Annotated in this window: 21 protein-coding genes; 11 read left to right on the top strand and 10 right to left on the bottom strand. The window is 60.5% G+C overall.

The features are described from left to right. Window positions 1-249: 249 nt before the first annotated feature. Entirely contained in the window at window positions 250-603 is a 354-nt protein-coding gene (locus JOE34_RS10990) for a BON domain-containing protein (RefSeq protein WP_003313621.1), read from the top strand. Window positions 604-749: 146 nt separating this feature from the next. Here the strand turns inward: JOE34_RS10990 and JOE34_RS10995 are convergent, their stop codons facing one another. The 3 genes from JOE34_RS10995 to JOE34_RS11005 all read right to left on the bottom strand — a co-directional run bounded on the left by JOE34_RS10995 (window position 750) and on the right by JOE34_RS11005 (window position 5,209). After that, window positions 750-1,088: a DUF2845 domain-containing protein gene (locus JOE34_RS10995; protein WP_003340594.1), complete on the bottom strand. Its 339-nt coding sequence runs from the start codon at window positions 1,086-1,088 to the stop codon at window positions 750-752. Further along, window positions 1,085-4,069: a DUF748 domain-containing protein gene (locus tag JOE34_RS11000; RefSeq protein ID WP_209996855.1), complete on the bottom strand. Its 2,985-nt coding sequence runs from the start codon at window positions 4,067-4,069 to the stop codon at window positions 1,085-1,087. Before JOE34_RS11000 ends, JOE34_RS10995 begins: the two co-directional genes overlap by 4 nt. Window positions 4,070-4,192: 123 nt before the next feature. Then, the gene (locus tag JOE34_RS11005) at window positions 4,193-5,209 is read right to left on the bottom strand and encodes a class I SAM-dependent methyltransferase (RefSeq protein ID WP_209995728.1); all 1,017 of its coding nucleotides are present in this window, start codon (window positions 5,207-5,209) and stop codon (window positions 4,193-4,195) included. Between the two features lie 157 nt (window positions 5,210-5,366). Here JOE34_RS11005 and JOE34_RS11010 point away from each other — a divergent pair, with 157 nt between their 5' ends. Next, window positions 5,367-6,950, top strand: a complete 1,584-nt coding sequence (locus JOE34_RS11010; protein ID WP_209995736.1) for an alkaline phosphatase D family protein — start codon at window positions 5,367-5,369, stop codon at window positions 6,948-6,950. 106 nt (window positions 6,951-7,056) lie between these two features. Next, window positions 7,057-7,998: an AEC family transporter gene (locus JOE34_RS11015; protein ID WP_003395218.1), complete on the top strand. Its 942-nt coding sequence runs from the start codon at window positions 7,057-7,059 to the stop codon at window positions 7,996-7,998. Here JOE34_RS11015 and JOE34_RS11020 read toward each other — a convergent pair. From JOE34_RS11020 to gatC, 6 genes are all read right to left on the bottom strand, one after another. After that, a complete protein-coding gene (locus tag JOE34_RS11020) occupies window positions 7,995-8,378 on the bottom strand; it encodes a carboxymuconolactone decarboxylase family protein (RefSeq protein WP_003340604.1) in 384 nt (127 codons plus the stop codon). The genes JOE34_RS11015 and JOE34_RS11020 overlap by 4 nt on opposite strands. 33 nt (window positions 8,379-8,411) lie before the next feature. Then, window positions 8,412-9,443 (bottom strand): calcium/sodium antiporter, encoded by a 1,032-nt coding sequence (locus JOE34_RS11025; RefSeq protein ID WP_003340605.1) that lies wholly within the window; start codon window positions 9,441-9,443, stop codon window positions 8,412-8,414. A 78-nt stretch (window positions 9,444-9,521) separates the two neighbouring features. After that, window positions 9,522-9,890 carry a septal ring lytic transglycosylase RlpA family protein gene (locus tag JOE34_RS11030; protein WP_002555111.1) on the bottom strand — a complete coding sequence of 123 codons (369 nt, stop codon included), beginning with the start codon at window positions 9,888-9,890 and terminating at the stop codon, window positions 9,522-9,524. A gap of 378 nt (window positions 9,891-10,268) precedes the next feature. After that, entirely contained in the window at window positions 10,269-11,714 is a 1,446-nt protein-coding gene (gene gatB, locus JOE34_RS11035) for an Asp-tRNA(Asn)/Glu-tRNA(Gln) amidotransferase subunit GatB (RefSeq protein WP_003313612.1), read from the bottom strand. A 10-nt stretch (window positions 11,715-11,724) separates the two neighbouring features. Beyond that, a complete protein-coding gene (gene gatA / locus JOE34_RS11040) occupies window positions 11,725-13,176 on the bottom strand; it encodes an Asp-tRNA(Asn)/Glu-tRNA(Gln) amidotransferase subunit GatA (RefSeq protein WP_024648079.1) in 1,452 nt (483 codons plus the stop codon). A gap of 14 nt (window positions 13,177-13,190) precedes the next feature. Beyond that, a complete protein-coding gene (gene gatC, locus JOE34_RS11045; RefSeq protein WP_003340609.1) occupies window positions 13,191-13,478 on the bottom strand; it encodes an Asp-tRNA(Asn)/Glu-tRNA(Gln) amidotransferase subunit GatC in 288 nt (95 codons plus the stop codon). Between the two features lie 205 nt (window positions 13,479-13,683). Between gatC and mreB the strand changes: the two genes are divergently transcribed. From mreB to tldD, 8 genes are all read left to right on the top strand, one after another. Further along, window positions 13,684-14,721 carry a rod shape-determining protein MreB gene (gene mreB / locus JOE34_RS11050; RefSeq protein WP_002555108.1) on the top strand — a complete coding sequence of 346 codons (1,038 nt, stop codon included), beginning with the start codon at window positions 13,684-13,686 and terminating at the stop codon, window positions 14,719-14,721. A 183-nt stretch (window positions 14,722-14,904) separates the two neighbouring features. Continuing rightward, a complete protein-coding gene (gene mreC / locus JOE34_RS11055; protein ID WP_074907226.1) occupies window positions 14,905-16,020 on the top strand; it encodes a rod shape-determining protein MreC in 1,116 nt (371 codons plus the stop codon). Then, entirely contained in the window at window positions 16,013-16,504 is a 492-nt protein-coding gene (gene mreD / locus JOE34_RS11060; RefSeq protein ID WP_003364106.1) for a rod shape-determining protein MreD, read from the top strand. Before mreC ends, mreD begins: the two co-directional genes overlap by 8 nt. 67 nt (window positions 16,505-16,571) lie before the next feature. Further along, the gene (locus JOE34_RS11065) at window positions 16,572-17,174 is read left to right on the top strand and encodes a Maf family protein (protein ID WP_046266842.1); all 603 of its coding nucleotides are present in this window, start codon (window positions 16,572-16,574) and stop codon (window positions 17,172-17,174) included. Beyond that, on the top strand, window positions 17,171-18,628 hold the full coding sequence (gene rng, locus JOE34_RS11070) for a ribonuclease G (protein WP_003364105.1): 1,458 nt from the start codon (window positions 17,171-17,173) through the stop codon (window positions 18,626-18,628). The genes JOE34_RS11065 and rng overlap by 4 nt, the downstream gene beginning before the upstream one ends. 180 nt (window positions 18,629-18,808) lie before the next feature. Further along, on the top strand, window positions 18,809-22,624 hold the full coding sequence (locus JOE34_RS11075; protein WP_209995739.1) for a YhdP family protein: 3,816 nt from the start codon (window positions 18,809-18,811) through the stop codon (window positions 22,622-22,624). Window positions 22,625-22,672: 48 nt separating this feature from the next. Then, the gene (locus JOE34_RS11080; RefSeq protein ID WP_209995741.1) at window positions 22,673-23,518 is read left to right on the top strand and encodes a carbon-nitrogen hydrolase family protein; all 846 of its coding nucleotides are present in this window, start codon (window positions 22,673-22,675) and stop codon (window positions 23,516-23,518) included. A 2-nt stretch (window positions 23,519-23,520) separates the two neighbouring features. Continuing rightward, the gene (gene tldD / locus JOE34_RS11085) at window positions 23,521-24,960 is read left to right on the top strand and encodes a metalloprotease TldD (protein WP_003413412.1); all 1,440 of its coding nucleotides are present in this window, start codon (window positions 23,521-23,523) and stop codon (window positions 24,958-24,960) included. A 49-nt stretch (window positions 24,961-25,009) separates the two neighbouring features. Here the strand turns inward: tldD and yjgA are convergent, their stop codons facing one another. Beyond that, window positions 25,010-25,531: a ribosome biogenesis factor YjgA gene (gene yjgA, locus JOE34_RS11090; protein ID WP_003364101.1), complete on the bottom strand. Its 522-nt coding sequence runs from the start codon at window positions 25,529-25,531 to the stop codon at window positions 25,010-25,012. Between the last annotated feature and the right edge of the window lie 8 nt (window positions 25,532-25,539).

The raw sequence follows: 25,539 nt of genomic DNA on the forward strand, positions 1-25,539 counted from the left end.
CTTTTTTTATGAGCGCAATTAGAGGCTTACCAATGGAGCATGCAAACTGCTCGGTGCAAACATGCATCTTGCAAGCCCGGGTTTGCATGAACGGGCAATCTGCACGACTCAGCAAAATAACTAAAAATCTAAGCAATTGATTTTAAACGTTATTTTTACTAGCTTGCTTTTGGCACACCGCTTGCGATATACCAGTTAACCCTGCCACCACATGCTGGTGCAGATTTTGAGAAAAACAGGAGTTATCGTATGAAGAAGTTCGCTATTGCCGCTGCTACCGCTACTGCCCTGACTCTGACCATGGCCAACGCTGCTTTCGCACAGACCTCGGCCCAAGCGCCAATGGTTCTGGCAGCTAACACCACTACTCAAGAAGTCAAAGAAGATACTTCTGATACCTGGATCACCACCAAAGTCAAAGCCGACCTGCTGACCGAAAAAGGCATCCCAGGCTCGGACATCAAGGTTGAGACCAACAAAGGCGTGGTTTCCCTGTCCTCCATGGTAAAAGTGACTGAAGCTCAGAAAACTACTGCCGTCGCTATCGCCAAGAAAATCAAAGGCGTTAAAGACGTATCGGCTGCTGGCCTGAAAGCCGAGTAATCGAATACTGCTCATGAACAGCCGCAGTCATTGATTGATGGAAGGTTCATGCGAGGCTACAAGGATGTAGCCATTAAAGGCCCCGACTGAAGAGTCGGGGCCTTTTCTATGGGCGCTACTAAACAGATCAAGGGAAGCAGGGGGGATCAGTTGCGGCGTTTGCTCTCAATGCCCACCAGGCGCCCGCCTTCGAAGCGCAGGTACTGATACATGCCGTTATCAGGACCGTATATCCACTCCTCGATCCTCACGGCTTCGGACCTTCGATAATTGCTATTGAAGGTTTCCTGAGTGCCGAGCACTTCCTGGCTGACCGGTTCGCCGCACTTCTGCTGGACTTCGAACGCCCGGTCACCGGTGCTGACCAGTTGGCTGCCGCAACGCAGGGTCGAACTGGCATACGCTGATGCGACAACTGACCCGGCCATGGCGGCGAGGGTCAGGTTGATCAGTCGTTTGATTCGGGTGTGTGCCAAAGGCTTCATTCGCTGTCGAGGTGGAGGGGGCTGATGACTTTACCATCCGGTTGGGCCTGGCCCAGTTGCGCGTCGACGAAGTACACGCGAGCGTCTTCGAGCTTGCCCTTGTCCACCAGGTAATCCTTGATGCTGCTGGCTCTGCTCTGGCCCAGTTCGCGCAGCAGCACCTCGTTACTGCTCCAGAACTTGAGTACGGCGGCACGCATCTGGGCAGCACGTTGTTCCTTGCCCAGACTGGTCCATTCAGCGGGCGGTTGCTGTTTCAGGCGTGTCCTGTAGATACCTTCGAGCATAGGCGTCTTTTCCTCTTCCGGGACCTCTATCAAGCCGGCCTTGGCTGGAACCTTGTCGCCGCGTCGCTGGAGGATCTTGTAATACGTGTACTGGTATTCGCGTTCCAGCCTTTGCTGGGCGATCAATGGACCGTCACTGCTGGCGGCGCTGGTGCCTTCGATCTCCAGTTTCAGGTCCGGACGCTCCTTGAGCGCTACCGAGAGCTTGTCCAGAGCCTTTTGCGCCTCTGCCGACAAGTCACTGGAGCCTGGCGCGAAACTTACGCTGCCGAGGTCCTCGGAGCTTCCACCGGCAACCAGCCCGCCGAGCATCTTGAACGGGGCCTGCGCTGCACGCAGCACCAGATTGCGCAGGGTCTGCCAGACAATCGGCATGACGCTGAACTGCGGGTTGTTCAGGTCGCCTTCGATGGGCAGTTCGAGGGAAATGCGCCCCTTGGTATCCTTGAGCAACGCGACCGCCAGGCGAATAGGCAAGTCCAGCGCATCCGGACTGTCGACCCGCTCACCCAGTTGCAACTGCTCCACCAGCACCTTGTTCTGGGCCTTTAGCTGACCCTTGGTGATCAGGTAGTGCAGGTCGAGATTGAGCCGGCCCTTGCGGATCCGGAAGCCTGCGAACTTGCCGGAGTAAGGGGTCAGGTTGGTCAGCTCGACGCGCTTGAAGCTGGTGGTGATATCCAGGCTGGCCATCGGGTCGAACGGGTTGAGGCTGCCCTTGATGGTCACCGGCGCATAGCGGTCGACCTTGCCCTCGATGTCCACCGGTGCCGGTGTAGGCTTGCGGTTGTCGATGGTGCCGATACGACCGTTAAGCTGCTGCACTGCGGTGGCGAAGTTGGGGGTCAGGGTCATGTCGGCAAAGTTTGCCGAGCCATTGTTGATATTCACTTCACCCACGTAGATCGCCAGCGGGTTTTCCTTCTTGCCTGCGGCTTGGGTTCTGGCTGCCTTTGGCTGGGCGGCGGTCTTGCCGGTAGCTGCGTCGGCTGGCTGCGGGATCAACAGATCATCGATGTTGGTGGTGCGGTCCTCATTGATCATGAAGCGCGCGTAAGGCTGATCCATGTTCACTTTGGCAATCGACAGGCCCTTGCCGTGCTGGTAGTCCAGGCCCTCCAGCGCCAGTTGCTGCCACTTCAGGAAGTCGCGCTGTTTGAGCGTATCCAGCGTGTGCAACTGATTGACCTGCGCTTTACCGGTGACGTTGAACGCCAGTGGCTCGGTGCTTTTCAGGTCGACCGCCAGATCGCTGCCGAGCATGCCGCTGCGCAGCTCCAGACGAATGAACGGACTGATGTAGGCCTGGGCGAGGCGCAGGTCGATGTCGCGGGTGGTTACGTTGAGGCGAGCGCTGACCGGGTTGAGGTTCACGTCACCGGCGGCAGTGAGATTGCCCTGTTTGCCCAGCCCGGTATCCAGCTTGAGCGTGAAAGGCGCCTTGTTCAGGCTGTCGAAGTTCTGGATGTCCAGATTCAGCGGGCCAACGTCCAGCGCGACCGGCTCTTGAGGCACGCGATCTGCCAGATGGACCATGTAGTTGCGCAACTGCACATCACGCAACAGGACTTGCCAGGGTTTGCTCTGCGCCACGGGTTGAGCGCTGGCTTTGGCGGTGGTCTCGGTGGCCGGGGCTGGCTCAGCGGCTTTTTCGTCCACGGCTGGGGTGTGCGCTGCTGCGGGCTTGCGCGCTTGGCTGGCGAACAGTTTTTGCCAGTCCAGTTGCCCGTCGGCTTCACGCGCGGCCCAGGTTTCCAGCTTCTGGCTGCGCACCTTGCCTACGGTAACCAGCTGCTTTGCGAGGTCGACCGATGTTTCGCTGACGTCCAGGCGTTGCAGGCGTACCAGTGGGCGACCGTCGGGAGCGTTGAGCGCGAAAGGCGCGACACTGGCTGACACGTTGGTCAACTTCAGCTCGGTTTCCTTGGACAGATTCAGTGTGTAGGCCGTGCTGAAATTCAGCACGCCGTCCTCGAGCGCCAGCGGCAAGGCATCACGCACATAAGGCCACCACAGCTTCATCTTGCTGTCGGTGACTTTCAGCGTGCCCTCGGAGGCGATCGGGATCAGACTGATGCGGCCGACCCAGTCGATCTGCCCACCGTCCGGACCCGCTGCGACCAAGGTCATGTCGGCATTGTCTTCAGGCAGAGTGCTGAGGTTCTTGAGCTCGAAATCCAGCGCGTCGTAGAGAAACTCGATGGGCTGGCTGGGGCGCAGGTCCTGGAAGTGAACGTAGCCTCCCGCCAGTTTGATTTCGTCGATACGCAGTGGGAATGGCTTAGTGGCGGGTTCGTCCTTTGCCGGTTCGCTGGCGGGCAGCTTGAACAGTTGTGCCAGATTGAGCTTGCCCTGTTTGTCGAACAGCAGCTCGGTGCGCGGTTTGATCAGCTCGACGCGTTGCAGATGCAGAGCCCGCGTCCACAGACTGTTGATTTGCAGATTGGCATAAAGCTTTTCAAACGCGACCTGCTCCTTCCCCGGCGTGCCGATGTTCAGGCCCCAAAGTGTCAGCTCCAGGGTGAAGGGGTTGAATTCCAGGCGTTCGAGCTTTGCTGGCACCGTGGCGTAATTGGCCAGTTGCTGGTTCGCGATCCGCAGAGCGACGCCGGGAAGAATGAAAAATCCCAGCAAACTGTAGAGCGCGATCACAGCCAGCAGGGAGCCAAGTGTGCGTTTCAATCCTCTGGACATGGGCAGCGGCGTCTCTCTCTTTTGGAAGCCCTTGGAGTATGGCATGCCTGTTCGGTTCCGAAGGCACTGCCATCGCGGCTTGTAGGAACTTTCCGGTTGTACTTTACGATAGCAAGCGCCGGATCAGAGTTGCAGAATCAGCGTTTTCAGCGGCGGTTGATTATCCTGAGACGGGAAGTCTGCGGCGGGACGCATCTCCTGGCAGTCGCGTACCGGACGCCCAGCCTTGGTGGCGCAGCGCAGTACCTGCTCACGCCAGTCCTGCATGCTGACTTTCGCCAGATTGTTGCAGCAGATCAGCACACCATCGTCCGCCGTGGTCAACAGCGCAGGTTTGAGCAGGCTTTGATAGTCGCGCAGCAAATCAACGGTGCCGAATGCGCTCTTGGCCCAGGCCGGTGGGTCGAGCAGGACCAGATCATATTGACGCTGTTGCAGTTTCACGTAGCTGGGCAATTGCTGGCTGCGGCGTGCAGCAATGGGCAGGCCGGCCAACTGGCGGATTGCCGGAAAATAATCCGACTGGATGAATTGCATGGGTGGCAGTTGCGGATTGAGCGCACCATTCTCGCGACCCACCGCCAGATTGCCCTCGGCGAAGTCCAGATTGCACACTTCACTCGCGCCACCGGCCGCAGCACTCAGACCGACGCCGCAGGTGTAGGCGAACAGGTTCAGCACGCTTTTGCCGGCGCTGTGCTGCTTGACCCAGCCGCGGGTGTTGCGCAGGTCGAGAAACAACAGCGGGTCCTGGCCTGCATGTCGGCCGCGGACTCGGTAATTGAGCCCCCATTCGTGGCCGACATGATCGGCCAGCGCCGCTTCTTCAGCCTTGTACACGGTGTCATGGCGATCCACGCGCGAATTGCCTTGCGAGCGATCGTTGTAGACCAGCAGGGTTTCCAGGCCCAGGCGCGTGTTGACCTGTTCATGCAGTGCCAGCAGGGCATCGCGATCCAGGCGGGTGTGAAAGCTCTGCACCAGCAATTGCGGGCCGTAGCGGTCGATGGTGAGCCCGCTGGCACCCTCCTGGCTGCCGTGAAACAGTCGATAGCAGTCCGTGCCTTGCCCATGCAATTGATCAAGCAAGGCCTGGCGATGATCGAGGGCGACGCTGAGCGCCTGATTCAAGGAAGACATGCTGAGCGCCTCGGGCTGGAATAAGGCGCGGGAGTTTACCAGTTACCGGGCGCCGGAAGTTTTTGAAGTCTGCCATGCGCTTGATCTACTGCGTTGTCATACAGCGCCAATATTCCCCTGTTACGGTGCTTTTTTGCCTGTCAGCGAGGGGATAACCGTGAGCCAGTTCGATCTCAAGCGTCGCCGTGTCATCCAGGCCGTCGGAACGGTAGGTGCCGGTCTGCTGTTACCAGGTGTTGCGCCGGCAGTCATCGCCTCGGTGCAGGATCGTCCGAAGATGATGGATGGCGTGCAGTCCGGCGATGTGTTCGGCGACAAGGCGATCGTCTGGAGTCGTAGCGACCGGCCTTCGCGCATGGTCGTCGAGTGGGACACACGCAGCATGTTCACCCAGCCACGCCGCGTGGTGTCGGCGCTGGCCGATCAGCGTAGCGACTTCACCGCGCGGGTCGAGTTGAGCGGGCTGCCGGTCGATCAGGCGATTTTCTACCGGGTGTCTTTCGAGGATGCGCAGAGCGGTGTCGTCAGCGAGCCGTGGTTCGGCCATCTGCGCAGCACGCCGCAGCAGCGCCGCGACATCCGCTTCGTCTGGAGCGGCGACACGGTGGGGCAGGGCTTTGGCATCAACCCCGATATCGGCGGTATGCGTATCTACGAAGCCATGCGTTTGCGCTTGCCGGACTTTTTTATCCACAGCGGCGACACCATCTACGCCGACAGCCCGGTGCCGGAGCAGCTCACCACGGAGGGCGGGCGCGTCTGGCGCAACATTACCACCGAGGCGAAGAGCAAGGTGGCGGAGACCCTCGACGAATACCGGGGCAACTACCGTTACAACCTGATGGATGAAAACCTGCGCCGCTTCAACGCCGAAGTCCCGCAGATCTGGCAGTGGGATGATCACGAAGTGACCAACAACTGGTCGCCCAGCAAACAGCTCGATGATCGCTACAAGGTCAAGGACATCGGCCTGCTGTCCTCGCGTGCCCGCCAGGCTTACCTGGAATATGCGCCGCTGCGCTTGCAGGAAGCCGACAACGGCGGGCGCATTTATCGCAAGATTCCCTACGGTCCGATGCTCGACGTGTTCGTCCTCGATATGCGCAGTTACCGCGCCGGCAACGATGCCAACCTGGCCGACAAGCCGGGTCCGACCACCGCATTCATGGGCCGTGAGCAACTGGACTGGCTCAAGCGCGAGCTCACTGCATCGCGTGCGCAGTGGAAAGTGATCGCGGCGGACATGCCCATTGGCCTGGGCGTGCCGGATGGCGAGGTCAGCCCCGGCGTACAGCGTTGGGAGGCCATCGCCAACGGCAATGACGGCCCGGCGTTGGGGCGTGAACTGGAGGTCGCCGAATTGCTGGCGTACCTGCGCGCGCAGAAGGTTCGCGATTGTGTCTGGCTGACGGCCGACGTGCATTACTGCGCCGCGCATCATTACCAGCCGGATCTGGCCGTATTTCAGGACTTCGACCCGTTCTGGGAGTTCGTCGCCGGGCCATTGAATGCCGGTAGCTATGGTCCCAACGTGCTGGACAAGACCTTTGGTCCCGAGCTGGTGTTCCAGAAGGCGCCCCCTGCGCAGAACACCTCGCCGTTTGCGGGTTTTCAATTCTTTGGCGAAGTGAATATCGACGGGCAGACCGGTGAACTGACCGTGGCACTGCGCGATCCGGACGGCGTCTCGGTCTTCGAGCGCAAGCTCCAGCCTATGAAGGAAGTCAGTCGCATCGTCTGAGAAGCGGCAGTCGCGGTGGGGGATCAGGGTTTCGGAAATTCCGTGCAACATGCTCGCCGTCGGTGGCCTATCATGAGCTACCTAACGACGGGACCGGACGCGTTGCATGCTGGCTATTTTTCTCGAAACCCTGAACATCACCGCCCCGGTGTTTGCCATGCTGTTTCTGGGCGTGTTCCTCAGGCGAATCGGCGCGATCAATGATGGTTTCATCGTTGCGGCTTCCGGGCTGGTGTTCAACGTCACCATGCCTGCGCTGCTGTTTCTGGGCATTATTCACGCCGACCTGCGCACCGCCCTGCAGCCCAAACTGCTGATTTTTTTCAGCATCGCCACGCTTCTGAGTTTTGCATTCGCCTGGTGCTGGGCGATCTGGCGCTGCCCGCACGAAGAGCGCGGGATCTACGTCCAGGGCGCGTTTCGTGGCAATAACGGGGTTATCGGTCTGGCCCTGGCGGCCAGCATGTACGGGCCTGATGGCATTTCACTGGGCGCCATTCTCGCCGCGCTGGTCATCGTCTTCTACAACACGTTATCGACGGTGGTATTGGCGGTTTACAGCCCGGTGATCAAGTCCGATCCCTGGAGCATCTTCAAAAGCGTGCTGGCCAACCCACTGATCATCAGCGTGATCATCGCCTCACCCTTCGCTTACTTCGCCATCGGCCTGCCCAAATGGCTGGAAACCTCTGGCAGCTACCTGGCCCAGATGACCCTGCCGCTGGCACTGATCTGCATCGGCGGCACGTTGTCGCTGGCTTCGTTGCGCAAGAGTGGAAAGCTGGCTATCAGTGCCAGCGTCATGAAGATGATCACGCTGCCAGTGCTGTGCACGCTGGCCGCCTGGCTGGCGGGTTTTCGCGGCGCTGAATTGGGGATTCTGTTCCTGTATTTCGGCAGCCCGACAGCGGCAGCCAGCTACATCATGGCGCGCACGGCCAACGGCAATTACGAACTGGCCGCTGCGATCATCGTCATCACCACGCTGGCGGCAGCAGTCACGACCAACGTGGGGATTTTCATCCTGCAATGGGGCGGCTGGATTTAATCCGCTTTGACGTAACTGTCGATCACTTCCTGCGCCGCACGAAACGCGTCGATGGCCGCTGGCACGCCGGCGTACACCGCGCAGTGCAGCAGCGCTTCGCGAATCTCCTCGACCGTGCAGCCATTGTTCAGTGCGCCACGAACGTGGCCTTTCAGTTCTTGCGGGCATTTCAGGGCGGTGAGGGTGGCCAGGGTGATCAGGCTGCGGGTTTTCAATGGCAGGCCCTCGCGACTCCAGACGCTGCCCCAGGCGTGCTCGTTGACGAAATCCTGCAGCGGCTGGCTGAACTCGGTGGCATTGCCCAGCGCGCGGTCGACGTAGACATCGCCCATCACCTGGCGACGGATCTGTTCGCCTTCGCTGATCGTCTTGTCTGTCATGGCCTTGCTCCTTGTATCAATGCGGGTTGGAGGTCAGTGCTGGCGTCGCCAGGCGCGAATTGTGCCCCAGACAACCACAGCGCCCAGCACAGGTAACACCAGCGTGAGCATTTTGCTTTCAAGCCGTTCGGCCAGCGCCATACCGGTGCTGATCGACAGGATATGCAGCCCGTAGGTCAGGTACAACGACAGCAGAAACAGGCCTTCCAGACGGTCTATCCGGTATCCGGAATAGAACAGCGGCACGCACAGCAACGACACGCCGAGCATGATCGGCAGGTCGAACACCAGTGCATTTGGCGAGATCGTCAGCGGCACCGGGGCGACCAGTGCGGTCAGCCCCAGAACGCCCAGCAGATTGAACAGGTTGCTGCCGATCACGTTGCCTACGGCAATATCACGCTCACCACGAAACGCTGCGATCAGCGACGTCATCAGTGCCGGCAATGAGGTGCCAATGGCAATGATGGTCAGACCGACTATGCGTTCGGAAAGCCCCAGGTGTATGGCAATCACCACTGACGCGTCGACCAGCAGGTGTCCGCCAGCGGTCAACAGCAGCAAGCCACTGGCAAGCATGAGGATGCGCGTGAAGGTACGAGGTTTTTCGGTTGTCTCGGCCTGTCCGTGACGCGGCGCATGACCGCCTTGGCGGATGATGACGATCAGGCAGAACAGCAATCCGGCAAGCAGCACTGCGCCGTCCAGTTTGCTGAATTCGCCGCTCCAGGACAGGCCGATAGCCAGCAGGCAGGCGCCAATCATCAGCGGAATGTCGACGTGCAAAACCTGGCGGGCAACGCGTAACGGAATGATCAGCGCGCACAGGCCAAGGATCACCAACACATTGAAAATGTTACCGCCGATGACACTGCCCACAGCGATGTCGGTGTTATCGGCAAACGCGGCTTGCAGGCTTACTGCCATCTGCGGCGCGCTGGTGCCCATTGCCACGACGGTCAGGCCGACGATCAGTGGCCGGACCTTGAAAATCGCCGCCAGATGCACCGCTGCGCGCACTGACAGTTCTGCCCCGATCAGCAGCAATAACAAGCCACTGAGCATCTGGATGAGCGCGGGGGCGGGCAAGGCCGATAGCTGGAGAATACGAGTGTCCTTATCGGAGGTGATCGAGAGTCGGGGTTAATCCAGGGCCTGTACGCGGACTGGCGCTGTCCCGCTGCGCAGCATACCCAGTTGTTCGGCCGCTTCGCGAGAGACATCGATCAGACGGCCGCGCGTGTGAGGGCCGCGATCGTTGATACGTACGACTACCGACCTGTCGTTGTCGAGGTTGGTGACTTTGACGCGCGTGCCGAAAGGCAGCTGTCGATGCGCAGCGGTCAGCGCATTCTGATTGAACGGCTCACCGCTGGCAGTGCGGTTGCCATGATGGCGGGCGCCGTAATAAGCGGCGGTGCCGGTCTCGTCATAACCATGGGGGTCGATGATGTGATTAGCGCATCCTGCCAATAACGTCAGCAGGCTGCAGGCAAAAATAAGGCGGCGCATGGGGTGGGTTCCTGAGTGCCGGAGTAGTTGTGGTTGACGCTCGTGCCAAGGCTCCATGTCGGCATGCATTTCGTGACGCTCCGCGTCATAACCCGGTGTCGCAGCGCGTACTCGACAGCGGACGCAGAGCGTCCGGAACTGCATTTCCACACAGAGCGCTCATCGTTATACACAAGTCATGAAGAGCCCGGAAGGCGGGGTCTTTGACCATAATCGCGATGTGAATAAAGACCTCTGTGGGAGTGAGCTTGCTCACGAAGGACTTGGTCCAAACGCCCTGTCTCTAGAGGCTGTACCGGCCTATTCGCGAGCAAGCTCGCCCCCACAAGACTCGTGTATAACGCTGATCGCATAGCGTGGGAACGAGAGTGACGAGGATCAGCCCTCCAGCTTGGCCTTCAGCAGCTCATTGACCTGCTGCGGGTTGGCCTTGCCTTTGGAGGCTTTCATCGCCTGACCGACGAAGAAGCCGAACATCTTGCCGCGTTTGGCTTCGTCCGCTGCACGATACTGTTCGACCTGTTCCGCGTTGGCTGCCAGCACCTCGTCGAGCATCGATTCAATGGCGCCGCTGTCGGTGACCTGCTTCAGACCGCGTTTTTCGATGACTTCATCGGCGCTGCCTTCACCATTGGCCATTGCTTCGAAGACCATTTTCGCGATCTTGCCGGAAATGGTGTTGTCGGTGATGCGCTTGAGCATGCCGCCCAACTGCTCTGCACTGACCGGCGACTGGTCGATCTCCAGGCCCTGCTTGTTGAGCAGGCTGCCCAGCTCGACCATGACCCAGTTGGCTGCCAGTTTGGCGTCACCGCTGATGCTCACCACCTGTTCGAAGTAGTCAGCCTGCTCGCGGCTCGAAGCCAGTACGCTTGCGTCGTAGGTCGACAGACCGAACTGGCTCTGGAAGCGTTCGCGTTTCTGCGGCGGCAGCTCTGGCAAGGTGGCGCGGGTTTCTTCTAGGAACGAGTCCTCGATGATCACCGGCAACAGATCCGGGTCGGGGAAGTAACGGTAATCGTTGGCTTCCTCCTTGCTGCGCATGGCGCGGGTTTCGTTGGTGTTCGGGTCATACAGGCGCGTCTGCTGGATAACCTTGCCACCGTCTTCGATCAGATCAATCTGGCGCTGAATCTCGCTGTTGATCGCTTTTTCGATGAAGCGGAACGAGTTGACGTTCTTGATCTCGCAGCGCGTGCCGAACTCGACCTGGCCCTTCGGACGAATCGATACGTTGCAGTCGCAGCGCAGCGAACCTTCGGCCATGTTGCCGTCACAGATGCCCAGGTAGCGGACAATCGCGTGGATGGCCTTGACGTAAGCCACGGCTTCCTTGGCGTTGCGCATGTCCGGCTCGGAAACGATCTCCAGCAGCGGGGTGCCGGCACGGTTCAGGTCGATACCGGTCATGCCCTGGAAGTCTTCGTGCAGGCTCTTGCCCGCGTCCTCTTCCAGGTGCGCACGGGTGATGCCGATGCGCTTGACGGTGCCGTCTTCAAGGGGGATGTCCAGGTGGCCCTTGCCGACAATCGGCAGCTCCATCTGGCTGATCTGATAGCCCTTGGGTAGGTCCGGGTAGAAGTAGTTCTTGCGGGCAAACACGTTGTGCTGGCCGATTTCGGCGTTCACTGCCAGGCCGAACTTGACGGCCATGCGCACGGCTTCCTTGTTCAGCACCGGCAATACGCCAGGCATGCCCAGGTCGACGAGGCTGGCCTGCGTGTTGGGCTCGGAGCCGAACGTGGTCGCGCTACCGGAAAAAATCTTTGATTGGGTCGAAAGCTGGGTATGAATCTCCAGCCCGATGACGACTTCCCATTGCATGTGTTTCTCCTCAGAAGCCTTCAGGTGCGCGAGTGTGCCAGTCGGTGACTTGCTGATACTGATGCGCCACATTCAAGAGACGGCCTTCCTGGAAATACGGAGCGAGCAGCTGCACGCCGACCGGCAGACCGTCGACGAAGCCCGCAGGCATGGACAAGCCAGGCAGGCCCGCCAGGTTGGCGGTGATGGTGTAGAAGTCTTCCAGGTATTCGGCAATCGGATCGTTGGTCTTGGCGCCGATTTTCCAGGCCGGGTTGGGCGTGGTCGGGCCGAGAATCACGTCGACATCGACGAACGCACTCATGAAATCGTTCTTGATCAGGCGACGGATTTTCTGCGCCTGCAGGTAGTAGGCGTCGTAGTAACCCGCCGACAGCGCGTAGGCGCCAACCATGATGCGTCGCTGGACTTCCGGGCCGAAGCCTTCGGCGCGAGAGCGCTTGTACAGATCAGTCAGGTCTTTCGGGTCTTCGCAGCGGTAGCCGAAACGCACCCCGTCGAAGCGCGACAGGTTGGACGAGGCTTCTGCTGGGGCGATGACGTAGTAGGCCGGGATCGCGTGCTGCAGGTTCGGCAGGCTGACTTCTTTGACGATCGCGCCGAGCTTTTCAAGCTCCTTGACGCTTTCATGCACCAGCTGCGCGATGCGTGGGTCGAGGCCTGCGCTGAAATATTCTTTCGGCACACCGATACGCAGGCCCTTGAGCGAGGTATTGAGGCTGGCGGAGTAGTCTGGAACCGGCTCGTCGATGCTGGTCGAGTCCTGCGGGTCGAAACCGGCCATGCCTTGCAGCAGCAGTGCGCAATCTTCGGCCGTGCGTGCCATCGGTCCCGCCTGATCGAGGCTGGACGCGTAGGCAATCATGCCCCAGCGCGATACGCGGCCGTAGGTCGGCTTGAGGCCAGTGAGGTTGGTCAACGCTGCAGGCTGGCGAATCGAGCCGCCGGTGTCGGTGCCGGTCGCGGCGGGCAACAGACGTGCAGCAACAGCAGCTGCCGAGCCGCCCGAAGAACCGCCAGGGACGCATTCCAGGTTCCACGGGTTTTTCACCGCGCCGTAATGGCTGGATTCGTTGGCCGAGCCCATGGCGAATTCGTCCATGTTGGTCTTGCCCAGCGTCACTGTACCGGCCGATGCCAGACGCGAAACGACCGTGGCGTCATAGGGTGCCTTGAAATTGTCGAGCATCAGCGAGCCGCAGCTGGTGCGGATGCCCTGGGTGCAGAACAGGTCCTTGTGGGCCAGCGGGGCACCGAGCAGCGGGCCGTTTTCACCGGCTGCACGGCGCGCGTCTGCCGCCTGCGCCTGGGTGATGGCCAGGTCTTCGGTGAGGCTGATGAAGCTGTTGAGCTGCGGGTCGAGCGTCGCGATGCGCGACAGCAGAACGCGAGTCAGCTCTTCGGAAGAAAACTTTTTATCGGCGAGTCCGCGAGCGATCTCGGCCAGAGTCATTTGATGCATGCAGGCGCTTTCCCTTACTCGATGACTTTCGGAACCAGATACAGCCCGTCTTGGACCGCTGGTGCGATGGCTTGGTAAGTGTCACGACGATTTCGCTCGGTGACGGCGTCTTCGCGCAGGCGCTGGGTGGCTTCCAGCGGGTGAGCCAGCGGCTCGATGCCAATGGTGTCGACCGCTTGCATCTGATCGACCAGCCCAAGAATACTGTTAAGTGCTTCGGTGGTACGCGGGATATCGGCGTCATTGAGGCCCAGTCGGGCCAGATGAGCGATCTTTTCCACGTCGGAGCGTTCAAGCGCCATGGGGTATCTCCAGTGGAATGCTTATGGATTTGCTTTGTTGCCAATTGCGGAACACTATCGCGTTATTACTGTCTCAAGCCGCTAACGTCGAGGGTGGTGTTCGGAAAACCGCCAATTTAGCATATTGGCTCCTTGCCCAAAATCCCTGTCGTTGTTAGAGTTTGCCGCACTTTTTTTACCACGCGTTCCCTAGGGTCCCTTTCCCATGTTCAAGAAACTGCGTGGCATGTTTTCCAGTGATCTATCCATCGACCTGGGCACTGCCAACACCCTTATTTACGTGCGTGAGCGCGGTATCGTTCTGAATGAACCCTCTGTCGTTGCCATTCGTACTCACGGCAACCAGAAGAGTGTCGTGGCCGTCGGTACCGAAGCCAAGCGCATGCTGGGCCGTACTCCAGGCAACATCGCAGCCATTCGTCCAATGAAAGACGGCGTTATCGCCGACTTCAGCGTCTGCGAAAAAATGTTGCAGTACTTCATCAACAAGGTTCATGAAAACAGCTTTCTGCAGCCCAGCCCTCGTGTGCTGATCTGCGTTCCGTGCAAATCCACTCAGGTTGAGCGTCGCGCCATTCGCGAGTCGGCCCTGGGTGCAGGCGCACGCGAAGTATTCCTGATCGAAGAACCGATGGCCGCTGCAATCGGTGCCGGTCTGCCGGTGGAAGAAGCTCGCGGTTCGATGGTTGTCGACATCGGCGGCGGTACCACCGAAATCGCACTGATCTCCCTGAACGGTGTGGTGTATGCCGAATCCGTACGGGTCGGCGGTGACCGTTTCGACGAAGCGATCATCACCTACGTGCGCCGCAATTACGGCAGCCTGATCGGCGAATCGACTGCCGAGCGCATCAAGCAGGAAATCGGTACTGCCTATCCGGGCGGTGAAGTGCGTGAAGTCGACGTCCGTGGCCGCAACCTGGCCGAAGGCGTTCCACGTGCGTTCACCCTGAACTCCAATGAAGTGCTCGAGGCACTGCAGGAGTCGCTGGCGACCATCGTTCAGGCGGTCAAGAGCGCTCTGGAGCAATCGCCTCCGGAACTGGCCTCGGACATCGCCGAGCGTGGCCTGGTCCTGACCGGTGGTGGTGCGCTGCTGCGTGATCTGGACAAGTTGCTGGCGCAGGAAACCGGTCTGCCGGTGATCGTCGCCGAAGACCCGCTGACCTGTGTAGCGCGTGGCGGTGGCCGTGCGCTGGAAATGATGGATAAGCACACCATGGATCTGCTCTCCAGCGAATAATTCGCCGGGGTGCCTTTCACGGAGTCTTTTGTATGCAGGTGGCGGATATGCTACCTGTATGCATCAGGCTGACGCCGAAACAGGGTGCCTATCTCTTTCATTTGTCCAGGCCGGTTATATACCGCATGAATAATTGCCAATCGAAGTTCGATCCAACGATCGCATGCCCCGAAGGAGCGGCCTATTAAACCGCTTTTCTCAAAAGGCCCGTCGCTGGGTGTACGTCTGCTGGTGCTGGCCGTTCTGTCGGTTGCGTTGATGGTTGTCGACGCCCGCTTTACGATCCTCAAGCCCGTGCGCAGCCAGATGTCGATGGTGCTCATGCAGTCCTACTGGATCGTCGACCTGCCACAGCGTCTGTATCAAGGCGTCGCCAGTCAGTTCGGCAGCCGCACAGAGCTGATCGCCGAAAACGAAAAACTCAAGACCGAAGCCCTGCTTTTGCAAGGTCGCCTGCAAAAGCTGGCGGCACTGACCGAGCAGAACGTTCGGCTGCGTGAGCTGCTGAACTCCTCGGCGCTGGTCAACGAAAAAGTCGAGGTCGCCGAGTTGATCGGCATGGACCCGAACCCTTTCACCCATCGCATCATCATCAACAAGGGCGAACGCGACGGCGTGGTGCTCGGCCAGCCTGTGCTCGATGCGCGCGGCCTGATGGGGCAGGTGGTCGAATTGATGCCCTATACCTCACGCGTTCTACTACTGACTGACACGACCCACAGCATCCCGGTGCAGGTCAACCGCAACGGTCTGCGTGCCATCGCCAGTGGCACCGGTAACCCGGAGCGTCTGGAGCTTCGGCATGTGGCGGATACCGCAGACATCAAGGAAGGCGATCTGCTGGTCAGTTCGGGCCTTGGTCAGCGTTTCCCGGCCGGTTACCCGGTGGCGACGGTCAAGGAGGTGATTCACGACTCCGGCCAGCCGTTCGCGATCGTTCGTGCGGTGCCAACCGCCGCGTTGAATCGCAGTCGCTATCTGTTGCTGGTGTTCTCTGACGGCCGCTCGCCGGAAGAGCGCGCTGCCGATGCGGCGCAAGCACAGGAATCCCTCGACAAGGGCGTCGAGCCTTCCGTGATGGCAACACTGCCGCCGCCGACACCGGCTTTCCCGATGTGGCCGCAGGCATTCGTTCCGGTCTTTCCGGGCAGCACGCTGACGCACAAGCCGGCGGCGCAGTCGGCGACACCTGCACCGGCGGCAACGCCCGCGACACCTGCAAGGCCTGCCGCCCGGCCTGCGGCGTCACAGCCGCCTGCCTCCAGACCTTCCACTGCCCGGGAGCCTATCGATGGTTAGTCATGTTTCCGGGCGCAACGGCTGGGTGGTCTGGCTGACGTTTGCGATCGGTCTGCTGCTGAGCGTTTCGCCGCTGCCGCAATTCATGGAAATCTTCCGGCCACTGTGGCTGGCTCTGCTGCTGACCTTCTGGGTTCTGGCGCTGCCGCACAAATACGGTATGACCACCGCTTGGATACTGGGCCTGATGGAGGATGTGCTGTACGGCACATTGCTTGGCCAGAATGCCCTGATCCTCAGTCTGATTACCTTTCTGGTGATGTCCTTGCAGCAGCGCCTGCGCATGTTTCCGATGTGGCAACAGTGCCTGGTGCTATTGGTGGTATTCGGTCTGGCGCAGCTTGCGCAGCTCTGGCTGAGTGCGCTGACCGGCAACCGTCAGCCTACGCTGGCGCTGGTGCTGCCCGCGTTGGTCAGCGCTCTGTTGTGGCCCTGGATCAGTTATGGCCTGCGTGGATTGCGCAAACGTTTGAAAATCAATTAAGCGCAAGGTGAGCGCGACGCCTCGCTGCGTTGTTCGCGCTCACCCGTACAGACACGGAGATGTCCTTATGCCCTCGCTTTATCTGGCTTCTGGCTCGCCGCGCCGCCGCGAACTTCTGACTCAGATCGGTGTGCCCTTTACCGTACTGAGCGCTCAGATCGACGAAACTCCTTTCGACCATGAAACCCCGGCTGCCTATGTCGAGCGTCTTGCGCTGGGCAAGGCTCAGGCCGGGCTATCCGTGCTGTCAGCCGAACAACAGGCATGCGTGATCGGGGCCGACACGGCGGTGGTGCTCGATGGACGCATTCTCGGCAAGCCGGTCGATGAAGCGGATGCGCTGGGCATGCTCATGGCCCTGTCCGGGCGCGAGCATGACGTACTGACGGCTGTGGCGCTCTGTGATCGGCAACGCAGCGAAACCCGTATTGTTACCAGTCGTGTGCGCTTTCGCCCGATTCAAACCCATGAAGCCCAAGCCTACTGGACCAGTGGTGAGCCCGCCGACAAGGCTGGCGGCTATGCCATCCAGGGGTTGGCAGCGATTTTCGTCGAGGGTCTGCAAGGTAGCTATTCTGGGGTGGTGGGTCTGCCCCTGTGCGAAACCGCAGAACTGCTTGGCCATTTCGGCATACCCTGCTGGCAATGCCTGGAAGGTGACAAGTCATGAGTGAAGAGATTCTGATCAACATCACGCCGATGGAATCGCGCGTGGCTGTAGTGGAAAACGGGGTTCTGCAAGAGGTGCACGTCGAGCGCACCCAGCGTCGCGGCATCGTCGGCAATATCTACAAAGGCAAGGTTGTGCGGGTGCTTCCCGGCATGCAGGCGGCGTTCATCGACATTGGTCTGGATCGCGCGGCGTTCATTCATGCATCGGAAATATCCATGCGTGAAGGGCCTGCGGTCGAGAGCATCGCGTCGCTGGTACATGATGGCCAGAGCCTTGTCGTGCAAGTCACCAAAGACCCGATCGGCAGCAAGGGCGCACGGCTGACCACGCAACTCTCCATTCCGTCGCGTTATCTGGTGTACATGCCGCGCACCGCGCATGTGGGCATCTCGCTGAAGATCGAGGACGAAGCCGAGCGCGAACGACTCAAGAAAGTGGTCAGCGATTGTGTTGCTCAGGAAGGTATCAAGGAAGCCGGAGGTTTCATTCTGCGCACCGCTGCCGAAGGCGCCGGGGCGGATGAAATCCTGATGGACATCCGCTATCTGCGCAGGCTCTGGGATCAGATCGGCGAGCAGATCAAGACGGTCAGCCCACCCACGGTGATTTACGAAGATCTGGGCCTGGCGCTGCGCACCTTGCGCGATCTGGTCAGCCCGCGCATCGAGAAGATCCGTATCGACTCGCGGGAAACCTTTCAGAAAACCACTCAGTTCGTGGCCGAGCTGATGCCGGAAATCGCCGACAGGCTCGAGCACTATCCGGGCGAGCGGCCGATCTTCGACCTTTATGGGGTCGAAGACGAAATCCAGAAGGCCCTCGAGCGCAAGGTGCCGCTCAAGTCGGGCGGCTATCTGGTCATCGATCCAGCCGAAGCGATGAGCACCATCGACGTCAACACCGGCGCGTTCGTGGGGCATCGCAACCTCGAAGAAACCATCTTCAAGACCAACCTGGAAGCTGCCACGGCCATCGCCCGGCAGTTGCGCCTGCGCAATCTGGGCGGCATCATCATCATCGATTTCATCGACATGGAAGACGGTGAACACCAGCGTCAGGTGCTGCGCACGCTTGAGAAGCAGCTGGAACGCGATCACGCCAAGACCAACATCATCGGCATCACCGAACTGGGTCTGGTGCAGATGACCCGCAAGCGCACCCGCGAAAGTCTCGAACAGGTGCTGTGCGAACCGTGTCATTGCTGCGCAGGGCGGGGCAAGCTGAAGACCCCCGAGACCATCTGCTACGAAATCTTCCGGGAAATCCTGCGCGAGGCCAGGGCCTATCAGGCAGTGGGCTATCGTGTTCTGGCCAATCAGCGCGTGGTGGATCGCCTGCTCGACGAGGAGTCCGGCAACGTGGCTGAACTGGAGAGCTTTATTGGCCGCACTATCCGTTTTCAGGTAGAAACCATGTACTCGCAGGAACAATACGACGTGGTGCTGCTCTGAGGGTGCTGATCGTTTGAAATCTATGACAAGTGCCCTAAGGGTTTCTGGCAGGTATGCCGTTTTATCGAGAATGATGCGTGGCGAATGAGCAAAACCTGTACCTGACCGCACCTGCGCATCCGAGCCGGAATCCGTTCGCCGACTCTGCTCCTTGCACCCCGCAGTGGAGGGCCTCCTGAGATGGGACGTCTTCCTCGCCTCGTCGCAACCCTGACCCGCTGGGGGCTGAGCCTGTGCGCACTGATTTTGGTGCTTGCGGCGCTGTACGTGAGCCTCGGCCGTCAATTGACGCCGCTGGTTGCCGAATACCGTGTCGACGTGGAAACCCGTGCCAGCAGCGCGCTGGGCATACCGCTGAGCATCGGCAGCCTGGAGGGCAGCTGGAGCCGCTTTGCCCCGGTACTGCTGGCCCACGACGTGATGGTCGGTGAGGGTGCCAGTGCCCTTCGTCTGGATCGCGTAAGGGTTGTTCCTGACCTTTGGGAAAGCCTGCTGGCGCGTGACTTGCGCATCGCTCATCTTGAAGTGGACGGCCTTCAGTTCAGCCTCAGGCAGGATAAGGACGGCGCATGGTCGGTTCAGGGCTTGCCGGTGCACAACGACAGCCCGTTCGACCCCGAGCAGGTGCTCAGGCAGATGCAGATGGTCGCGCATGTGTCGTTGCTCGACAGCCAGGTCACGGTGCAACCGTTTGACGCTGCGCCGCTGACCCTCACCTATGTAAACCTCAGCCTGGACACCGGCAGCTATGCCCAGCGACTTGACGCACGCCTGACCCTGCCGGATGGTCAGCCGGTCGCGCTCAACGTGCGCTCGCGCATCCAGGCCAGTCAGTGGAAGGACGGCGAGGCCGACGTCTACGCCAGCCTGCCGCAAAGCGACTGGGCCAAGTGGCTGCCGAAAAGCCTCACTCGCGAATGGACACTGTCGAAGCTGCAGGCCGGCGGCGAGGTCTGGTTGAGTTGGGGCAAGGGCACCGTGCAAAGCGCGACCACGCGCCTCAATGCACCGCAGGTCAAAGGCGTTTATGCCGGTCGCAAACCGTCGACGATCGATAACCTTGCGCTGAACGCATGGTTTGCACGGACTGATAAAGGTTTCGACCTGAACCTCGATTCACTGGCGATGAGCCTTGGCGACACGCGTTGGGAAAGCCGTGTGCAACTGACGCAAACCGCCGCGACCCCTGACAGCGAAGAGCTCTGGCATGTACAGGCGGATCGTCTGGACCTGACGCCTGTCACGCCGCTGATCGACTCGCTCGCGCCCCTGCCTGACAAGGCCATGGCAGTGGTCGACGGCCTCAAGGTGACAGGCGGGCTGCATAACGTGCTGCTCGACTACCGGCCGCAGGCAGTCGGCGACAAGCGCCTGAGCTTTGCCGCCAATCTGGACAAGGTGGGTTTCAACGCGTATCGCGGGGCGCCTGCGGCCGGAAATGTCACCGGTGCCATCAGCGGTGATCTGGGGCAGGGCGAGCTGCGCCTCGACACCGATGATTTCATGCTGCACCTGGACCCGATCTTCGCCAAACCCTGGCGTTACCAGAAGGCCAATGCCCGTCTGACCTGGAAACTGGATGACCAGGCGTTCACGCTGATCGCCCCGTACATCAAGGTGCTCGGCGACGAAGGCAAGATTGCGGCGGACTTTCTGATCAAAATTCATCTCAATCATGATCAGGAAGACTACATGGACCTTCGGGTCGGTATGGTTGACGGCGACGGCCGTTACACCAGCAAGTACCTGCCGACCGCGCTCAGTCCTGAGCTTGATCACTGGTTGCGCACCGCCGTGGTGAGTGGCGCGGTCAAGCAGGGTTTCTTCCAGTATCAAGGGTCGCTGAACAAGAACTCGCCCGATACGGCGCGTGTCATCAGCCTGTTCTTCGACGTCAACAACGCAACACTGGCGTTCCAGCCGGGCTGGCCGTCGCTGACCGGGGTGGATGGCAAGGTCTACGTCGAAAACAGCGGTGTACGTGTCAAGGCAAGCAAAGGCCAGTTGCTGGATACCAAGGTCAGCAACGTGCTGGTCAATATTCCTCATGTGCCGTCAGGTCAGGACAGTCACCTGCTGGTGGACGGTAATTTCTCCGGAAACCTGGTCGACGGCCTGAAGATTCTCCAGCAGGCGCCCATCGGTACGGGCAGTACGTTTGCCGGCTGGCAGGGCGAGGGCCCGCTGGACGGCAAGCTGAAGCTGGATATACCGCTGGCCAAGGGCGTCGAGCCAAAGGTCGTGGTGGACTTCAGCACCGACAATGCGCGCTTGAAACTGGCTGACCCGGTACTGGAGCTGACCCGCCTGAAAGGCGACTTCCGTTTTGACAGCTCCAGCGGGCTGAGCGGCAAGGGCATCAAGGCCCAGGCATTCGATCGCCCTGTCACCGCAGAGATCGCCGCCGAGGGCAAGCCTGGCGACAACGTGACGCGCATTGTGGCGAACGGGCAAATCACCGTGAAGCGGCTCACCGACTGGCTGAACGTGACCCAGCCGTTGCCGGTCTCCGGTGACCTGCCGTATCAGTTGCAGCTGATTCTGGACAGCAAGGACAGCCCGCTGGTAATCAACTCCACCCTCAAGGGCGTGGCGATCGATTTGCCCGCACCGTTTGGCAAGACCGCCGATCAGGAGCGTCCCAGCGAATTCCGCATGACCCTGCAAGGCGCGGAGCGCAGGCTCGGCGCGGCCTATAACGATCAGGCCAACTTTGCGTTCGCTGCACCGAATGGCAAGTTTGCCGAAGGTCGTGGTGAGCTGTATCTGGGGCGCGGAGGGGCGATCGTGCCGGACGCCAAGGGCTTGCGGATCCGTGGAGAGTTGTCCGAACTGGACATCGCGCCCTGGCAGGAACTGGCCGCTCGCTACACGGGGAATGATCCGGGCGGCAACGCAAAACAACTGCTTAACAGCGTTGATCTGCAGATCGGCAAACTGACCGCGATGGGCACCACACTCAATGACGTGCGTGTCCAGTTGCAGCGCAACGCGGCAGCCTGGGCCCTGTCGCTGGACAGCGCGCTGGCCAAGGGCACAGCAACGCTGCCCGACGCCAAGTCTGCACCGATCGGCGTCAACATGCTCTACGTTCGACTGCCTGCATCCGATCCGACAGCGACCGTGGTGGAAAACGCGCCTGATCCTCTGGCGGATATCGACCCGCACAATATCCCTGCGCTGGACGTGAAGATCTCCCAGCTGTTTCAGGGTGATCAGTTGCTCGGGGCCTGGGCATTGAAAACCCGGCCAACGCCTGCCGGCATGCGTATGTCGGACATGAGCCTGGGGCTCAAAGGCATTCTGCTGGAGGGTGACGCTACCTGGGAGGGCACGCCCGGGGTCAGCAGCAGTTCGTTCAAAGGCCGTCTGGCAGGCAAGAACCTCGCGGATGTGCTCAAGGCCTGGAACTTCGCACCCACTGTCACCAGTGAACGCTTCGAGATGAACGTGGACGGACGCTGGCCGGGTTCGCCTGCCTGGGTCGGTCTGAAGCGCTATTCCGGCAGCCTGGATGCCACGCTGAACAGAGGTCAGTTCGTCGAAGTCGAGGGCGGTGCTCAGGCGTTGCGGGTGTTCGGGCTGTTGAATTTCAACTCCATCGGCCGGCGTCTGCGCCTGGACTTCTCCGACCTGCTGGGTAAAGGCCTGAGCTACGACCGGGTCAAAGGGCTGCTGGTGGCCAGCGACGGTGTCTATGTGACGCGCAACCCGATCACCCTGACCGGGCCGTCGAGTAATCTGGAACTCAACGGTACGCTGGACATGGTTCGCGATCGTGTCGATGCGAAGCTGCTGGTGACCTTGCCGGTGACCAACAACCTGCCTATCGCTGCACTGATTGTCGGCGCGCCCGCCATTGGCGGGGCGCTGTTTCTGGTCGACAAGCTGCTGGGCGACCGGGTTGCGCGTTTCGCCAGCGTGCAATACAAGGTCGAAGGGCCCTGGAAAGAGCCGAAGATCACGTTCGACAAACCATTTGAAAAGCCCCAATAGCGTCTCATGGAGTACAGTGGTGGCCATGTCATTCAGGAGCGGGTTGCCATGTCCTTCGCGGTGATTCAGATGGTCAGCCAAAGCGATGTCCTTGACAATCTGGCCAGCGCCCGACGTCTGCTGGAACAGGCAGCCGAAGGTGGCGCGCGGCTGGCGGTACTGCCCGAAAACTTCGTCGCAATGGGGCGCCGCGACGTCGCCGATATCGGGCGTGCCGAGGCTCAGGGGCACGGACCGATCCTGCCATGGTTGAAACTGGCCGCTCGCGACCTCAAGTTATGGATTGTTGCCGGAACCTTGCCACTGCCGCCGGATGAGCGGCCGGATGGCAAGGTGACGGCGTGTTCGCTGTTGATCGATGAGCACGGTGAGCAGGTGGCGCGTTATGACAAACTGCATCTGTTCGATGTGGATGTCGCTGACAACCGTGGGCGCTATCGTGAATCGGATGACTATGCTCATGGGAGCAGGGTGGTGGTAGCCGATACGCCTGTGGGGCGTCTGGGGCTGACCGTCTGTTATGACCTGCGCTTTCCCGAGCTGTACACCGCGCTGCGTGAAGCCGGTGCTGAGCTTATTACCGCGCCGTCAGCGTTCACTGCGGTAACGGGGGCTGCGCACTGGGACATTCTGATCCGCGCGCGTGCCATCGAAACCCAGTGTTACGTGCTGGCGGCGGCACAGGGCGGGGTCCATCCGAGGCCTCGCGAGACTTACGGACACGCGGCCATCGTTGATCCATGGGGCCGCGTACTGGCCGAGCAGGCGCAGGGTGAAGCGGTGCTGCTGGCCACACGCGACAGTGAAGAACAGGCGTCCATACGGGCGCGGATGCCGGTGTCCAGTCACCGGCGCTTTTTTTCGCAGGACGCCATGCGGCCTGCTTCGGAGTGAATATGAGTGATCTGTCCTCAGTCAGCGAACACCTTCTGGCACCCGGCGGCCTGAGCCTCGACAGCCTGCAGTCCGTGCTGGGCGATCTGGCCGGGCCAGGAATCGACGCGGCCGATCTGTATTTTCAGGGCATGATCTCCGAGTCCTGGTCGCTCGAAGACGGGATCGTCAAGGAAGGCAGTTTCAATCTTGATCAAGGTGTGGGCGTGCGTGCCCAGTCGGGTGAGAAAACCGGCTTTGCGTACAGCAACGCGATCACCCCCGAGGCCCTGCGCACCGCTGCACAGGCCGCGCGCTCCATTTCTCGCGCTGGCCAGAATGGTCGCGTGCAGGCTTTCACCTCGCAGGACGTGGCGCAGTTGTATGCCCCGGATAACCCGCTGGAAGTGCTGAGCCGCGCCGAGAAGGTCGAGTTGCTCAAGCGCATCGACGTTGCGACGCGTGCGCTGGACTCGCGTATCCAGCAGGTTTCGGTGAGCATGGCCGGTGTCTGGGAGCGCATCCTGGTGGCCGCCGCGGATGGCAGCCTGGCCGCCGATGTGCGCCCGCTGGTGCGTTTCAACGTCAGTGTCATCGTCGAGCAGAATGGCCGTCGCGAGCGGGGCGGGCATGGTGGCGGTGGGCGTACCGACTACCGTTATTTCCTGACCGACGATCGCGCCATGGGCTATGCCCGTGAGGCCCTGCGTCAGGCGCTGGTCAACCTGGAAGCGATTCCTGCACCGGCAGGCACCTTGCCGGTGGTGCTCGGCTCAGGCTGGTCCGGTGTGCTGCTGCACGAAGCGGTGGGGCACGGCCTTGAGGGCGACTTCAACCGCAAGGGCAGTTCGGCCTACAGCGGGCGCATGGGCGAGATGGTTGCGTCGAAACTCTGCACCATCGTCGACGACGGCACCCTGGCGGGGCGTCGTGGCTCGCTGAGTGTCGATGACGAAGGCACACCGACCGAATGCACGACGCTGATCGAGAACGGCGTGCTCAAGGGCTACATGCAGGACAAGCTCAATGCACGCCTGATGGGCGTGGCCCGCACCGGCAACGGCCGTCGCGAGTCCTATGCCCACCTGCCGATGCCGCGCATGACCAACACCTACATGCTGGGCGGGCAGAGCGATCCGCAGGAAATCATCGCCTCAGTGAAGCGCGGCATCTACTGCGCCAACCTGGGCGGCGGTCAGGTGGATATCACCAGCGGCAAGTTCGTGTTTTCGACCAGTGAGGCCTATTTGATCGAAGACGGCAAGATTACTGCGCCGGTCAAAGGGGCTACCTTGATCGGTAACGGGCCGGAAGCCATGAGCAGGGTGTCGATGGTGGGTAACGATCTGTCGCTGGACAGCGGCGTCGGTACGTGCGGGAAAGATGGCCAGTCGCTGCCGGTCGGTGTGGGTCAGCCTACGCTGAAGATCGACGCGATCACTGTGGGTGGCACCGGTAGCTGAATGTGAGTCGGGGCCGGCTGCTTGTTGCTGCCGGCCTCGAGGGGTGAAATCAACGCAGACCGCGTTGAAGTTCGTCCAGCTCACGGATGTATTTGAAGATTTTGCGGCTGGTGGCCGGCGGTTTGTTACGTGCAACTTCGTGTTGCGCCTGACGGATCAGCGAACGCAGCTGCTGACGGTCGGCATCGGGGTATTCGACAACGAATTTCTCGAGGTCGGCGTCATCGCCCGCGATCAGGCGATCACGCCAGCGCTCCAGATTGTGGAAACGTTCATTGTATTGGCGAGTGGAGGCATCGAGTTGGTCCAGCAACACCAGAATGGCTTCCTGGTCCTGATCGCGCATCAGCTTGCCGATGAACAGAATATGCCGCTTTCGCGCGATGTTCGCCGTGTGCTTGGGCGCTTCGGCCAGGGCCTTGCGCAAAGCGTCGGTCAGCGGCAGCTTGGCCAGCACATCGGCTTTGAGTGTTGTCAGTCGCTCGCCGAGGTCGACCAGAGCATGCAGCTCTCGTTTGACCTGGGTTTTGCTTTTCTCCCCGTCGAGGGAGTCGTCGTAAGAATCAACCATGGGGGCAG

It is taken from the genome of Pseudomonas sp. PvP028, from assembly GCF_017832255.1.
Classification (GTDB): Bacteria; Pseudomonadota; Gammaproteobacteria; order Pseudomonadales; family Pseudomonadaceae; genus Aquipseudomonas; species Aquipseudomonas syringae.